The organism is Aeromonas sp. FL131 (assembly GCF_049860615.1).
GTDB classification, from domain to species: domain Bacteria; phylum Pseudomonadota; class Gammaproteobacteria; order Enterobacterales; family Aeromonadaceae; genus Aeromonas; species Aeromonas hydrophila.
On record NZ_CP187595.1, the window covers coordinates 4178683 to 4192555 of the forward strand.

Annotated in this window: 12 protein-coding genes; 7 read left to right on the plus strand and 5 right to left on the minus strand. The window is 62.3% G+C overall.

The annotated features are described in order from the left end of the window. Positions 1-96: 96 nt before the first annotated feature. Positions 97-2859, minus strand: a complete 2763-nt coding sequence (gene mgtA, locus ACPW75_RS19445) for a magnesium-translocating P-type ATPase (RefSeq protein ID WP_077095855.1) — start codon at positions 2857-2859, stop codon at positions 97-99. Between the two features lie 1226 nt (positions 2860-4085). Here mgtA and ACPW75_RS19450 point away from each other — a divergent pair. Next, positions 4086-5195, plus strand: a complete 1110-nt coding sequence (locus ACPW75_RS19450) for a YeeE/YedE thiosulfate transporter family protein (protein ID WP_179101374.1) — start codon at positions 4086-4088, stop codon at positions 5193-5195. An 86-nt stretch (positions 5196-5281) separates the two neighbouring features. On the opposite strand, the gene ACPW75_RS19455 is transcribed toward ACPW75_RS19450, so the two are convergent. Beyond that, entirely contained in the window at positions 5282-6475 is a 1194-nt protein-coding gene (locus ACPW75_RS19455; protein WP_179101375.1) for a DUF2920 family protein, read from the minus strand. Between the two features lie 126 nt (positions 6476-6601). Then, positions 6602-7222: a LysE family translocator gene (locus tag ACPW75_RS19460; protein WP_077095858.1), complete on the minus strand. Its 621-nt coding sequence runs from the start codon at positions 7220-7222 to the stop codon at positions 6602-6604. Between the two features lie 101 nt (positions 7223-7323). Here ACPW75_RS19460 and ACPW75_RS19465 point away from each other — a divergent pair, with 101 nt between their 5' ends. After that, the gene (locus ACPW75_RS19465) at positions 7324-8208 is read left to right on the plus strand and encodes a LysR family transcriptional regulator (protein WP_077095859.1); all 885 of its coding nucleotides are present in this window, start codon (positions 7324-7326) and stop codon (positions 8206-8208) included. 9 nt (positions 8209-8217) lie between these two features. On the opposite strand, the gene ACPW75_RS19470 is transcribed toward ACPW75_RS19465, so the two are convergent. Next, positions 8218-8892, minus strand: coding sequence for a chromophore lyase CpcT/CpeT (locus ACPW75_RS19470; RefSeq protein ID WP_041213570.1), 675 nt, complete (start codon positions 8890-8892; stop codon positions 8218-8220). Positions 8893-9163: 271 nt separating this feature from the next. Here ACPW75_RS19470 and ACPW75_RS19475 point away from each other — a divergent pair, with 271 nt between their 5' ends. The 3 genes from ACPW75_RS19475 (at position 9164) to ACPW75_RS19485 (ending at position 10962) form a co-directional block, all read left to right on the plus strand. Further along, positions 9164-9820 carry a DUF3313 domain-containing protein gene (locus tag ACPW75_RS19475; protein WP_024944646.1) on the plus strand — a complete coding sequence of 219 codons (657 nt, stop codon included), beginning with the start codon at positions 9164-9166 and terminating at the stop codon, positions 9818-9820. Between the two features lie 99 nt (positions 9821-9919). Next, entirely contained in the window at positions 9920-10432 is a 513-nt protein-coding gene (locus ACPW75_RS19480) for a cupin domain-containing protein (RefSeq protein ID WP_190283814.1), read from the plus strand. A gap of 80 nt (positions 10433-10512) precedes the next feature. Further along, positions 10513-10962: an SRPBCC family protein gene (locus ACPW75_RS19485; RefSeq protein WP_011704236.1), complete on the plus strand. Its 450-nt coding sequence runs from the start codon at positions 10513-10515 to the stop codon at positions 10960-10962. An 88-nt stretch (positions 10963-11050) separates the two neighbouring features. Here ACPW75_RS19485 and ACPW75_RS19490 read toward each other — a convergent pair whose 3' ends face one another. Next, a complete protein-coding gene (locus ACPW75_RS19490) occupies positions 11051-11551 on the minus strand; it encodes a DUF1993 domain-containing protein (protein WP_077095861.1) in 501 nt (166 codons plus the stop codon). Positions 11552-11829: 278 nt separating this feature from the next. Between ACPW75_RS19490 and ydfZ the strand changes: the two genes are divergently transcribed. Both ydfZ and ACPW75_RS19500 read left to right on the plus strand, forming a co-directional pair. Continuing rightward, on the plus strand, positions 11830-12027 hold the full coding sequence (gene ydfZ / locus ACPW75_RS19495) for a putative selenium delivery protein YdfZ (protein ID WP_041217242.1): 198 nt from the start codon (positions 11830-11832) through the stop codon (positions 12025-12027). 492 nt (positions 12028-12519) lie between these two features. After that, a complete protein-coding gene (locus ACPW75_RS19500) occupies positions 12520-13680 on the plus strand; it encodes a CgeB family protein (RefSeq protein ID WP_077095862.1) in 1161 nt (386 codons plus the stop codon). The last annotated feature ends 193 nt before the right edge of the window (positions 13681-13873 follow it).

Below are 13873 nucleotides of genomic sequence, written 5' to 3' on the forward strand. Positions count from 1 at the left end.
CTGTCTTGCCCCTATGAAAAAGAGGGATGGCCCAGGCCATCCCTCTTTGCGTTCACTATTCCTGGCCGGGTAACCGGCCCTCTCACTGGCCCTTCATCAGAACCACTGACCGTGGCGCTTGATGTAGATGCTCTTGACGGTCTGAGTCAGCCCCATGTAGGCCAGCATGGTGATCACCAGCCACATGAAGTACTTGGGCCCATCCAGGGTGATGAAGCCGAAGTGCTCAGCCAGCGGTGAGAACGGCAGGTAACAGCCGATGGCGATGGCGATCGAGGTGGAGAGCAGCACCGGCAGGGTGGCGGTACTCTGCAGGAACGGGATCTTGCGGGTACGCAACATGTGCACCACCAGGGTCTGCGACACCAGCCCCTCGATGAACCAGCCGGAGTTCATGATGGCCTGACCGTTGACCAGCGGATCCATGCTGCCGTTGGCGGTGGCATAGAGAGCGCCGGCGCCGAACACGAACCACATCAGGCAGTAGGTGCTGATGTCGAACACCGACGAGGTCGGGCCGAGCCACAGCATGAAGCGCTTGATGTTGCTCGCCTCCCACTTGCGCGGCCGCTTGAGGAACTCGGGGTCCATCTTGTCCCACGGCAGCAGCATCTGGGAGACGTCGTACACCAGGTTCTGGATCAGCATCTGCATCGCCAGCATGGGCGCCCAGGGCAGCCAGGCAGAGGCGACCAGCACCGAGAAGACGTTGCCGAAGTTGGAGCTGGCGGTCATGTTGAGGTACTTCAAGATGTTGCCAAAGGTCTCGCGCCCCTTGATCACCCCCTCCTCCAGCACCATCAGGCTCTTCTCCAGCAGGATGATGTCGGCGGTCTCCTTGGCGATGTCGGCACCGCTGTCCACCGAGATCCCCACGTCCGCATCCCGCAGAGCCGGCGCATCGTTGATGCCGTCGCCGAGGAAACCGACGGTGTTGCCGTTGACCTGCAGCGCCTTCACCACCCGCGACTTCTGCAGCGGGGTAAGCTTGGCGAAGATGGTGGTGTGCTTGACCACGGTGCACAGCGCCACGTCGTCCATCACCTCGATATCCTTGCCGAGCAGCGGCACGCCGGGCTCCAGCCCCACATCGCGACACACCTTGCTGGTGATGATGGGGTTGTCGCCGGTCAGCACCTTGACCGCCACCCCGTAGTCGTTAAGGGCGCGAATGGCCGGTGCGGCCGAGTCCTTGGGCGGATCGAAGAAGGTGAGGAAGCCGCGCACCACCAGCTTGACCTCGTCGCTGGTGCGATAGCTCTGCTTGCACTCGGTAGCCGGGATCTCGCGGGTCGCCACGATCAGCACCCGATAGCCCTCGGCGTTGAACTCCTCGCTCTGGCGCAGCAGGGCGCGGCGATCGGCGTCGGTCAGCTCCCTAACCTCCTGGCCATCGGCGATCTGGCTGGAGACGGCCAGCATCTCTTCCACCGCCCCCTTGGAAACCATCAGCTGCTGGCCCAGATCATCCTGCACGATCACCGACAGGCGCCGGCGCACGAAGTCGAACGGCAGTTCGTCCACCTTGCGGTAGTTGGCTGGCTTGCAGCTCTCCCCCAGGGCATCAGCGTGCTCGACCACCGCGATGTCCATCAGGTTCTTCATGCCGCTCTGGTGAAAGCTGTTGAGCCAGGCCAGCTGCAGGATCCGGTCGTCCCGCTTGCCACGCACGTCGTAGTGGTGCTCGAGGATGATCTTGTCCTGGGTCAGGGTGCCGGTCTTGTCGGTGCAGAGCACGTCCATGGCGCCGAAGTTCTGCACCGAGTTGAGCCGCTTCACCACCACCTTGCGTTTGGCCATCGCCACGGCACCGCGCGCCAGGTTGGCGGAGACGATCATCGGCAGCATCTCGGGGGTGAGCCCCACCGCCACCGCCAGCGCGAAGGTGAGCGCCGACATCCAGTCACCACTGCTGACGCCGCTCAGCATGAAGACGATGGGCACCATCACCAGCATGAAGCGGATAAGCAGCTTGGTGACGCTGTTCACGCCGCGATCGAAGCTGGTCTCGATGCGCTTGTGGCTCACCACGTTGCGGGCCAGCGAACCGAAATAGGTATCGCTGCCGGTGGCCACCACCACGGCGCGGGCGGTACCGCTCACCACATTGGTGCCCATGAAGCAGATGTTGGGCAGATCGAGCAGTCCCGCCTCTCCTGCACCTGTGCCGTCCGCCGACTTGCCGGCCACGGCACCCAGGGTGTCGTACTTCTCTACCGGCAGCGCTTCGCCGGTCAGCACCGCCTGGCTGATGAAGAGATCGCGGGATTCGATCAGCTTGATGTCAGCCGGGATCATGTCCCCCGCCTGCAGGTGCACTATGTCACCGGCCACCAGCTCGGTCATCGCCACCTCCTTGCGCTGGGGGGCGACCCCGGGCGAAGGGCGGCGCTGCACGGTGGCGGTGTTGCGTACCAGCGACTTGAGCGCTTCGGCCGCCTTGGCGGAGCGGTACTCCTGCCAGAAGCGGAGCAGACCGCTCAGGCCCACCATGACGCCGAGGATGATCACCTTGACCCAGTCCTCGTCGCCCGGCTCGGCCATCAGCACGTCCATCACATAGCTGACCAGCCCGAGCACGATCAGCACCATCACGAAGGGGTTCTTGAACGCCTGCAGCAGCTGGATCAGCGCATGGGGCGGCTTGTCGTGGGTCACCTCGTTGGGACCAAACTGGATCAGGCGGTTGGCGGCCTCGGTCGCGGTGAGGCCATCGATGTTGCCGCGCACGGCGGTGAGGGTGTACTCGAGGGACTTGTCGGCCTCATCGAGCACCCGGGAGGAGAGTTTCTCCCTGGCACTGGCCGGGGCAACGAACCCCTGCTGCTTGTGCCGGCTGGCGGTATGTTGTTGTTTCATGACTCGTTATCCTGATTTCTACGCGCAAGCAGGCCCTGTCGCGGGCCGGGCCTGGCGTCAGTACTGATGTGAAATGCAATGGACCCGGCAGCGGGCAAATAGCCGCCGCACACTGGGCGGCACGCAGACAGCTGTCTGCGCGACCACACCGGCATGCTCGGGTCGGATCAGGGGTCAGGACACCGCATCCCGCTCCCCGCAGGGGATCAGGAGTGGGTAGGCGTGGACCCCGAGGGTCTAGGTTTGGGCTCTTCGGTCATGACGGTTCCTCCGAGTTGAGCGGCAGCAAGCCGGCCCCGGCATATCGAGGGCACGGCAGGTCATCGCCGGCGGACAGATCCGCGCGGCGGCGTTATCGACAGGAGGCAAGGGCCGCAACGGGGCGACCAGGACCGATAAAGGAGATCAGGATAACCACAGGCAACAATAACGGCATGATGGCCGAATAATAATGAGGAGGGTTCATGGTCCGGTCACATGAGCAATCAACCGCACCCCATGAATATATTGAGAAATAGCCAGCGCATATTTCCAAATATATAAAGAAGAGACCTTCATTATTTAAATTCGCAACGCAGCCTATCGAAAACCACATTGTTTTCAATACGAGCTGTCCATCCTGTTATTTCACGCTGGCCTGTTTGTCCCTGCTCGCCAAAGATCCGGTGAGCGGGCGCAACGGGCAGCCCCGGGCCCATGACAAAGGGCGTACGTGGCAAGGCGTGCAATTGCTGGGGCGCGAGGCGGCATGGCTCGCAGAGGGAGTGGAACAATCCGGGGAGCAACGCAGTTCCCGGCGGGACTGGGTTGCAAGAGTCGGGATGACTCGCTAGATGCCACACTCTGAGCGATCAGAGTGAGGGAGAAGAAGGGATATCAACCTCAGTTCTGATTAGCCCACATCGCGCTGTGCAATCGGCTACAACTGTCGCTTTCCATAATATCCTTCCATCTGTTGATAACACGCCAAGATTCTACCCAGAAATATTTGGCGGCGCAAAATATAAATTCATCTTTTGCCATTTAATTCCAGCAAGGAGCTGCCACTACATTATTTCCCGCACGAAAACGGATTCATCCTCATTTCGCTTCCCCTGCCATCATGAATTGATCTGGATGGGGTTTTGCCCGGATTTTCCGGCCATCCACCCGATCCGGGCTGGAATCGGACTCAATGTGGGAATAGGATGCACGGCTTCCATCCATGACGCACAGGAAACAACAGCATGAATCGAAAATGGTCGCTCCCCATCGTGGCAATCGCGGGGGGAGCGTTACTCTGGCTCGGCAACACCTTTGGTATGAAATGGGCTCTGATGGCCCTGATCGGATTCGGCTTCGGCTTTACCCTCTCCTTCAGCCGCTTCGGCATCGTGTTCGGTTGGCGCGAGATGCTGACCAAGCGCAACAGCTACTACGTGCGGGTTCACCTGCTCACCATCGCCATCGAAATTCTGCTGTTCACCTGCTTCCTCTCCTTTAGCCATGCCCTGTTCGGCGATGCCATGGTGGGCAACGTGATGGCCATCGGCATTCCCTTCATCGTCGGCGCCTTCCTGTTCGGCATCGGCATGCAGCTGGCAGGCGTCTGTGCCACCGGCACTCTTTACTGCTGCGGCGAGGGGCAACCCCGCTTCTGGCTGGTGCTGCTCTGCTACGGCATCGGCACCCTGATCAGCAACCAGTTCCGCCCCGAACTGGAAGCTACCTTCTCCAGCCAAGTGGTACTGGCAAAAGACCTGACCGGCAATATCTGGAGCGGCATGCTGCTCAACCTGGCACTGGTCGCCGCGCTGTTCCTGCTGTTTCGCAAGAGCGAGCTCAAACGCACCGGCGAGCTCAAGCCCCTCTTCAGCGGCGGCAACCTGTTCTGGCGCGATGGCCGCTTCACCGTGCTGACCGGCGGCATCATCATAGCTTTGCTCAACTCCAGCGTCGTCGCCCTGCACGGCTCGGCCTGGACCATCACCGGCGCCGTCTATGACATGGCGCTGCGCGGTGCCTCCCTGTTCGGCCTGTTCGAGGGACACCCCAAGCTGGCCCAGCCACTGTTCATCAACCCCATGGTCGGCATGTTCTGGCTCGGCATTCTGGGGGCCATGCTGGCGCGCTGCATCAGCGGTGGCGGCACCTTCGCCCCGATGCGGCTCGGCAACAGCCTGGCCTCCATCCTCGGCGGCCTGCTGATGGGGATGGGCGCCATGTACAGCGCCTGCAACCTCGGCGGCTTCTTCGACGGCACCGCCTCCGGCAGCCTGCACGGCTGGGTCTGGATGTTGATGGCCCTCGCCGGCAGCCTGATCGGCATCCGCCTGCGCCCGCTGTTCAAGCTCTGAGCCGCGAGCCATCGATAACAACAACGGGGGCCAAGCCCCCGTTGTTTATTGGCAAACACCCTGCTCCAGGCTCTCGGCTGAGGCCGTCAGGCCTCGATCCGCTGGCGTTGCAGCCGCACCTCTGGGTTGGCAAAGTTCAGCTGATAGACCGAGTGACCGGCATGCAGAGTCACCTCGGCGGCGCGAGTGGCCGTAAAGGCAGGCGAGCGTTCGGCCAGCAGCGCCAGCCCCTGCGCGAAGAACTGCAGCATGGAAAGCCCCATGCCGTGCTCCATGTTGCGAATGAACTCACCATCGACACTCGACTCGTCGAACAAGATCAGCTCGGCATTGAAGCCCCGTGCCAGCATGGCGCGTGCCATGGTCAGTTTGGCATCGGCAGGGGCGATGGCGTCATGGATGGCGTGCACCATCAAACAGAAGGTCTGCGTCCCCCCCTGCGCGGCCATCTGATCGAGCTGGGAGGCACTGAACGCCCGGATGATGAAGGCATCCACATCGAACTCGTGCGGGTGCCCGGCCACCATCCGCCAGGGGGAGTCCACGCACAGCGCCAGCTCCACTCCGCCTTGCAGGCTGCACTGGTACTCCACCGCGCCGATGTCTCGTCCCACCACATAGGCCAGATTGGGCTCGGCCCAGGAGGAGTTGTCAAACAGGGCGCGGACATAGCCGGGGCGAAACTTGTTGACCAACTGCGCCAGGTAGCCGCCGTAGGAGGAGCCAACCAGTATCAGATTGTCGCGATTGCCGCCGTAACGGAACATCGCATCTTCGATGGCATTGAGGATATCGAGGGCAGCCATCACCCCGAAGTTCTGGTAGGCCCCATCGGGGGGCACCAACACCCCCTGAAAGCGCAACGGTGCAGCTGGCTGCACACCATCCAGCGCACGCAGCAGCGCGGTATCGGGTGTTTTGGCCGGCAAACCCAGCAGGGCGAGTGCACGCTCACGCTCCTCTGGCAGCAAGGAGATGGCGGCCCCCACCGCCGGGCGCGAACGCATGCAGAAATAGTCGACACAAAGTGCAGCCATACCGTGCTGCGCGGCCACCTTCTCGCAAAAGACCTGGCTGTAGGCACCCAGATCACCGCCAAATCCCGGGATATAGACCACCAGGCCGCTGCCGGCCTGTTCGGCACCATGGATCCGGTAGCGTACCTGACGCTCGCCACACAACCCCAATTCCACGTCGGGATGACCGACCACCTCGTGTTCGTAATAGGACATGTTGCCAACCTTGTTGAAAGGCCATGCCATGGGCATCGCCTCGACCATGTCAGTTGGGGTCCTGATTATCCGTGCCCCACTCACTGAACCGGGGAGCATGCGGCACAAAGAGCACCAATGGAATCTTATTTTTCCTGCTCACCCCATTCGGGATGCTCGCTGCCGGTTCTTCCCCTACCTCAACCCCTTGAACAGCAGCAACAGGGCGAAGCCGGTGAACATCACCGCCGACAGCCGGTTGATCCCCCTGGCGAAGCGTTCGCCATAGCCTTGCGCCCCCACCCAGTGGAACACCAGGCAGTAGCCACCATGCACCACCAGCACCACGGCGCTGAAGGTGACCGCCAGCAGCATGCACTGACCCAGCGCCCCATGACGAAAGTCGATGAACTGGGGAAACAGGCTGGTGAAGAAGATGATCGCCTTGGGATTGAGCAGGCTGATGAGCGCCCCCTTGATGAAGCTGCGACGACAATCCCGATCCGGCCCGGCCCCCGGCACCGGGCTCACCACCCGCTGGCGCCAGGCGTTGAGCCCCAGATAGAGCAGGTAGAATGCGCCGCCCAGGGTGAGGATCTGCTGGCCCGCGGCCAGCCATCGGGTGAACCAGAGCACCGCCAGCGAGGCCAGGCTCGCCACCAGCAGGATGCCTACCGCCACCCCGCAAAAGCCGGCGATGGCGTGGCGGGTGCCCCGGGTCAGGGTGTTGCCTATGGTGTAGATCACGGCGGGCCCCGGGCTCAGCACGGTACCGATGGCGAGCAGCAGATAGAGGGCGTAATAGTCGAGTGTCATCGGGAAAGATTCCAGCGTGGATTGGCTGCCGCCCAGTATATTGACAGCCGCGACGCCAGCCAGACATAGTGGCGCTCGGCTTTATAAACCAGGAGTTTAGAGTGGATCGCTTGACGGCCATCGAGATCTTCGTCGAGGTTGCCCGCGCGGGCAGTTTCGCCGCCGTGGCGGAACGTTTCGCGATGACGCCGGCCATGATCGGCAAGTACATCAAGTGGCTGGAGGCCAGAGTCGGCTCCCGCCTGCTCAATCGCAACACCCGTTGCCAGAGCCTGACCGAGGCGGGTCAGGCGTACCTCGCCGGCTGCCAGAGCCTGTTGCAACACTACCGGGAGCTGGAGCAGAACACCCTGGCCAATACCGGCCAGGCGGCGGGTAGGATCCGCATCAATGCTCCCGTCACCTTCGGCAGCTACCGGCTGACGCCGCTGCTGTGCCGCTTCATGGAGCGCTACCCGCAGATCCGCATCGAGCTGGATCTGTCGGATCGGCTGGTGGATGTCATCGGTGACGGCTTCGATCTCATCTTCCGGGTCGGTCAGCCCAAGGATGCCGGCTACATCGCCCGGCCACTGGCCAGCTCCGATTCGGTGTTCTGCGCGTCCCCGCACTACCTGCAACGCCACGGTACTCCCCTCACGCTGGCGGATCTGGCCCGCCACCACTGCCTGGGATTCAGCCCCTGGCTCGGCCAGTCGAGCCTGGCCGAGGCCTTTCCGCTCGAACAGCTGCACTTGTGGGACAGCCCCTTCATCAGCAATCACGGCAGCGCCCTCAAGGTGGCCGCCCTCAACCATGCCGGCATCCTGCTGCAGCCGCGCGCCCTGCTGAGCGAGGAGCTAGAACGCGGCACCCTGCAGGAGATCCTCGCGGATGCCCTGCCCGCCCCGCGCCCGGTCAACCTGCTCTACCCGGCCAGGGAGCCCCTGCCACTGCGCCTGCGGCTGCTCATCGACTACCTGAGCGAGCAGCGCCACCAGCTGTAGGGCGCAGCCCTACTCGCCGCGCTGTTTCACCCGGCGCAGATAGACATAGCCCTCCCCCGGGCTGCCCCAGCGCTGATGGGCCTCGGTGTCGTAGGCCCGATCCAGCAATCTCACGCTGTGGGGGCCGATCCAGAGGTACTGCACCAGGGTGCTGGCGCCGCCAAAATTGGTGGAGCAGCTGCCCACCTTGCTGTGGCCGGCGTACTCCCCCGATGGCTGGCGGGTCAGCCAGATCTCGCAGCCCTGACGCAAAGAGAGCTGCTGCGGTGTGAGAGAGTCGAGCAGCTCGGGCTGGCGCCAGGCACCGGCGAAGTCGATGGCCCGTGGCATGGTCAGCTCGGCCATCAGGATGCGGCCGTCGGGTACCAGCGAGAAGCGGTAGATGCGCTGGCGGAACGGGCGCACCGCCCGCTCGGTCAGGAACTGCTCGGCATAGACCCAGCGAAAACCCTTGTAGCCGGGCCAGATCTCCACCAGCCGCAACTCGGCGCTGGTGAAGCGGTTGTCGTAGCTGGCCTGCTCGCGGCTGGAAAACTCGCCGGTAAACCAGGAGAGCAGCGGCTCCATGCTGGCGGAGGGTGCCGTGGTGGTGCTGTCAGGGGGCGTGGTGACGAAGGGGGTGGGTGCCGCCCAGGCCAGGCAGGAGAGCAGCAGCCCGCACAGGGCCGCCATCAGGCTGGTCATCGAATCCTTCCGAATCAGTTTCATGGCGGCGATTATATGAGCGAACGGCGCCAATATCCGCAACCTTGATCAAATGATTGCCGATCCGAAGCAAAATCATCGTATTAGCGTCATGTCCCGGCCAACGGGTGGCGGCCGCCTGCGGGCTGGATCCCGCCTGAACGCCGCTGTACTCTTCGCTTGTGGGCGCTCTTTGAATCGGTTATTTCTCTTGCAATGCCCTGCGCACCGGATGCCAGGGTCGGGCAAGCGCCGCAATCAGGAGCAAAAGATGAAAAGAGCCGTAATCGCGGGCATGGTGGCCATTCTGCTGGGTGGCTGCGCGGTGAAGAACCAGGTCTCCCACAGCCTGCAGGCGATTCCGCTGACCGCCTTCCAGCAGAGCGAAAGCAACCCCAACCAGCGTATCTACAAGGAGCCCGGCGTGGATCTGCGCCAGTACCATCAGGTGCTGCTCGATCCCTTGCAGTTCATCCGCCAGGAGAACGGCCAGTGGTATCTGCTCACCGCCAACGAACAGAACGAAATTGGCCGCTACTACCACGCCACCTTCCAGCGCGAGCTGATGAGCCACGGCGTCAAGATTGCCAGCGCCCCCGGCCCCGGCGTGATGCGGGTGCAGGCCGCCATCACCAACTTCGACCTGACCCGGCCCGACCCCAAGCTGCGGGATCTGCTGCCCGCCAAGATCGCCATCAATGTCACCCGCGAGGTGATCGGCAAGGAGCCCTATCTGCTCAAGGTGGGCAGCATGGCCCAGCTGCTCGACTCCCAGAACGGCAAGCTGCTGGTGCGGGTGATGGATGCGCGCGAGAGCCCGGACACCACCCACAAGGACAGCCCCATCACCGCCAGCGAGATGGAGAAGATGATCGACCAGTGGGCTGCCGGCCGCGCCAAGCAGCTGGCCGACAACCTGGGCCGCTAGTCCGGCTCATCGCCACTCGGGCGCAAGACGCCCACTTCCGGCCCCGTGCGCCCAGCACGGGGCCGCTTGTTTCCCCCATCACTTCGACAAGGAGCCGTCATGAACCGTCACCCCAGCATCAAGCACTGGCGCGAGCTGCAGGAGCCCGAGCCCGGCCGCTACTCCGGCAGCGAGGAGCCGCTCTCTCTGGGCAGCGCCCTCGGCAGGCACTACGGCTTTGCCCGCCTCGGCATTCACCACGAGTTGCTGCCGCCCGGCCGGCGCACCAGCTGGCCCCACGCCGAGGAGACCGAGGACGAGTTCGTCCACGTGCTGGAAGGCACCCCGGACGTCTGGCTCGATGGCGTGCTGCATCGGCTGCAGCCCGGCGACTCGGTCGGCTTCAAGGCAGGCGACGGGCTGGCCCACACCTTCATCAACAACACAAATCAGCCGGTGCGACTGCTCTGCGTGGGCGACACCGATCGGGCGGACAACCACATCCACTACGCCGTGCACCCCGAGCGCAACCGCTTCATCGGTGCGCGGCACTGGGATGCGGTACCCGAGCGCGAGCTGGGGGATCACGACGGCCTGCCCGACCAGCTGCGCGATCGCAACGGCCCCTTCTAGGGCGCCAATGCCGGCCAGTCGTCGGCAAACGGACGCAACCGGCTATCCTTGATGGACCCAAGGCAACGAGGAACAGAGAGATGAGGACAGGAACAGTGCGGCTGCACCGGGTGCTCAAGGCACCGCCGATGCGGATCTACCGGGCCTTTATCGAGGCCGATGCGCTGGCCAAGTGGCTGCCGCCCTATGGCTTCACCTGCCGGGTGGAGCAACTGGAGGCGCAGGTCGGCGGCCACTTCCGGATGGCGTTCACCCATTTTGGCAACGGCAACAGCCACGCCTTTGGCGGCGAATACCTGGAGCTCGAACCGGGCAAGCGCATCCGCTACACCGACCGGTTCGACGATCCCAACCTGCCGGGAGTGATGCACGTGACCGTGATCCTGACCGGGGTGGTGTGCGGCACCGAGCTCGCCATCGTGCAGGAGGGGATCCCCGAGGTCATCCCGGTGGAGATGTGCTACCTCGGCTGGCAGGAGTCGCTGGCCCAGCTGGCCGCTCTGGTGGAGCCGGAGATCCCGGCGCAGTAACCCGCCCGCGGTGACCCCGAAAACGACAGAGCCTGCCACAGTGGCAGGCTCTTTTTATCCTGGGCAAAGCCCGGACGACGGGATGAGCTTATTGCAGGTTGATGGCGCCCAGGTAATCCCCCTTGCCAAGCTCGACCCCGGCCTTGCGCAGCAGGGCATAGGTCATGGTGAGGTGGAAGTAGAAGTTGGGGATGCCGTACTCATGCACGCAGGTGTAGCCGTCCATCCCCTTGCCACCGGCCCAGTAGGGGTAGTAGTGGCCGCTCGCATACTGGCTGAAATCGGCATCCAGCTTGCTCTGCAGATAGGTGAGGGTCTTGGCCACGTGGGCACGCAGATCCGCCATGGTCTTGGGGTCATCCCCCAGTACCGGCGGCTCGCTCAGGCTGGCGGTGGCCACCACGGCGCGGGCGCTGTCGCAGCAGATCAGCACCTGCTTGCTGAATGGCAGCATGTCAACGATCAGCCGATCGCCGTAGAAGTTCTCCACATTGAATTTCTTGGCGGCGGCGTGGGCCTCGGCCTTGGCCAGGCACTGGTCGAGGTTGGTCAACATCTTGATAAACTGGGCGACGATATCACGATTCATAATGCGCTCTCGGTTGGTTGAAGGCAGTTAAACGAGCGGCATCCACTATAGCGCATCCCCCCGTTTGTTCGAGCCCGCCCCCGCAAAAAGCAGAATCCACCTGCCTTCCCAGCGACAGGATTGGACGACCCCGCACGGCAGGCCCGCTCACCCTTGCCGACGCACTGAGTCCCTCTTTGGCTCTTTTTTGATCTGTGACATGCATCACTCTTTGGCAGGGGCGTAGGCTGATCCGCGCAGCCCGGGCATACCGCCGGGCCCCACAAAAGGAGAGTGCCATGAAAATCTATGACCGAAACCGCAATGCGCTCACAGCGGGTCAGCGCGTGATGATCGCCGCCACCGGCGCCGTCGACTTTCTAAAAGAGGCCCACACCGACAACCTGACCCCCTATCAGGCCGAGCATGAGAAGTGCGTGCTGCTGGCCAACTCCCGGGAGCAGTACGCCCCCATCGAGTTGATTAGACTAGGCTGATACCCCGCGTTCTCTGTCACCCTACTCTTTACAATTCACCCGGCCACCGCGCCCCGTCAGTGGCCGGGTTTCTGATTTCTCCTCTCTGTTTTACCCACCTTCCCATTGCACTGATTCGATTAGCCCAGCGTCATCGAGCGTTAGCAGGCTCGAGCTTATGGGAAGCAAGGTGGGTGCCCACATCTGAAGATCTGCCATTCGTTGGCACCTACTTGGGTGACCGTTGGCTAAATAGCTTCACACGAGACTCAACATTGCGTTATAAAGGCACAATTGAGACCAACCAAAACAACGTCGCCTTGGCCACCCCTCTGTGCTGACAAGCCAAGAGGCGAGGGCCAAAAACAGGCGCCGCCCATGATATGGGTCGCAAAACACTCATCAGGGCATCACGAAGGTACTGGACCTCAAGGCTGTCATCGGGCAGGACTCTTCAAGCGCTTGCGGCGCCCTCTCCTTGACGAGACACACGCGGGATAATGGGGAGAAAACATGAAGGATCAGGCTGCAACCGTTCTCTGCTTTGAGCATGTAACCATCGCGAGAGACTGCATGGACACTCTCCAGGCGCTGGGATTTAACGTGATTCGCATCGCCTATTCTGCCGAGGTGTTTACCAAGCTGCCGTTTCTCAATTTTGATTACCTCTTCAGCATCAACTTCAACCCCCTCCTCTCTCAAGCGGCCGAAGCATTGCGCAAGCCCTACATTGCGTGGGTGGTCGATACGCCTTGCTATGGCATGCATCATGACGCCATCTCCAACCCCCTCTCCTTCACGTTTGTCTACGACCTTGCCGTCGCAAGCAGGCTCAAGGAGCGGAGCAAGGGCAACGTCTACTACCTGCCGGTCGCCATCAACGAGCAGCGCCAACTGCCAGCCGAGCCGGGTTATGATCACGATATCTCCTTCATCGCCAACCTGACCCCACCGGAATACCAGACCCACATCAAGCCACGGCTGGCCCCCGGACCGCTGCAAACGCTGGAACAGTTGATTGGGCACCTCGATGCGCACCTGGAGGGGCGGCCCTTGACCGCACAACTCACGGAATCTCATCTACGGCTTGTCAAAGAGGTGTATCCGCTGAGCGGGCTACCCTACCTGAGCGAATATGAAAAACTGGCCTATCTGCTGGGCCGCGAACACTCCTATCGGGAAAGGGTGTCCTGTATCCAGGCTCTGGCGGCCCGGTTTGAACGGGTCGCCGTGTATGGAAACCCGGAGTGGGCGACACACACGCAGAGCTATTGCGGATACGCAGAACATTACCAAGCGATGCCACGCCTGTTTCAACGCAGCAGGATCAACCTGAATCTGGTGCGCAGTTTCGTCGAGTCGGGGCTCCCCATGCGGGTGTTTGATATTCTTGGCGCCGGTGGATTCATGGTGACCAACGACAAGGAGGATCTGCATCATCTCTTCACCCCAGGCAAGGATCTGGTGATCTTCCGCGATACACAGAATCTGCTGGAGATCTGTCGCTATTACCTGAACCACGAGGAAGAGCGCGCCGCCATCGCCGCCCATGGGCAACAGACGGTGCTGACCCACCACACCTATCGAGCGCGCCTGATCAGCTTGTTCCAGACCGTCCAGAGTGAGCTGGCAAGCCTGCAACACCCTGACGTAAAAGCGCATTCGAATAACTGACGGCCATGTCTGATATCAGACGGTGAGTGGCCATTCTCCCTGTCAGCCCGTGCAGGTTCGATCAGCTAGGTATAATCGAACCTAAGTCCCTGCCCTGCGTAGCGTCAGCATCCATTTAGGCATCAATGACAAGCGGCATGCCGCGGTTCGCTGCACCGTCCAAGTGCCGCACCATGCCGGTTTATTGCCGGAA

Bases quoted from the DNA above. Each gene is read 5' to 3' on its own strand.
- mgtA (WP_077095855.1), bottom strand. From the start codon at position 2,859: ATGAAACAACAACATACCGCCAGCCGGCACAAGCAGCAGGGGTTCGTT.
- ACPW75_RS19450 (WP_179101374.1), top strand. From the start codon at position 4,086: ATGAATCGAAAATGGTCGCTCCCCATCGTGGCAATCGCGGGGGGAGCG.
- ACPW75_RS19455 (WP_179101375.1), bottom strand. From the start codon at position 6,475: ATGGTCGAGGCGATGCCCATGGCATGGCCTTTCAACAAGGTTGGCAAC.
- ACPW75_RS19460 (WP_077095858.1), bottom strand. From the start codon at position 7,222: ATGACACTCGACTATTACGCCCTCTATCTGCTGCTCGCCATCGGTACC.
- ACPW75_RS19470 (WP_041213570.1), bottom strand. From the start codon at position 8,892: ATGACCAGCCTGATGGCGGCCCTGTGCGGGCTGCTGCTCTCCTGCCTG.
- ACPW75_RS19475 (WP_024944646.1), top strand. From the start codon at position 9,164: ATGAAAAGAGCCGTAATCGCGGGCATGGTGGCCATTCTGCTGGGTGGC.
- ACPW75_RS19480 (WP_190283814.1), top strand. From the start codon at position 9,920: ATGAACCGTCACCCCAGCATCAAGCACTGGCGCGAGCTGCAGGAGCCC.
- ACPW75_RS19485 (WP_011704236.1), top strand. From the start codon at position 10,513: ATGAGGACAGGAACAGTGCGGCTGCACCGGGTGCTCAAGGCACCGCCG.
- ACPW75_RS19490 (WP_077095861.1), bottom strand. From the start codon at position 11,551: ATGAATCGTGATATCGTCGCCCAGTTTATCAAGATGTTGACCAACCTC.
- ydfZ (WP_041217242.1), top strand. From the start codon at position 11,830: ATGAAAATCTATGACCGAAACCGCAATGCGCTCACAGCGGGTCAGCGC.
- ACPW75_RS19500 (WP_077095862.1), top strand. From the start codon at position 12,520: ATGAAGGATCAGGCTGCAACCGTTCTCTGCTTTGAGCATGTAACCATC.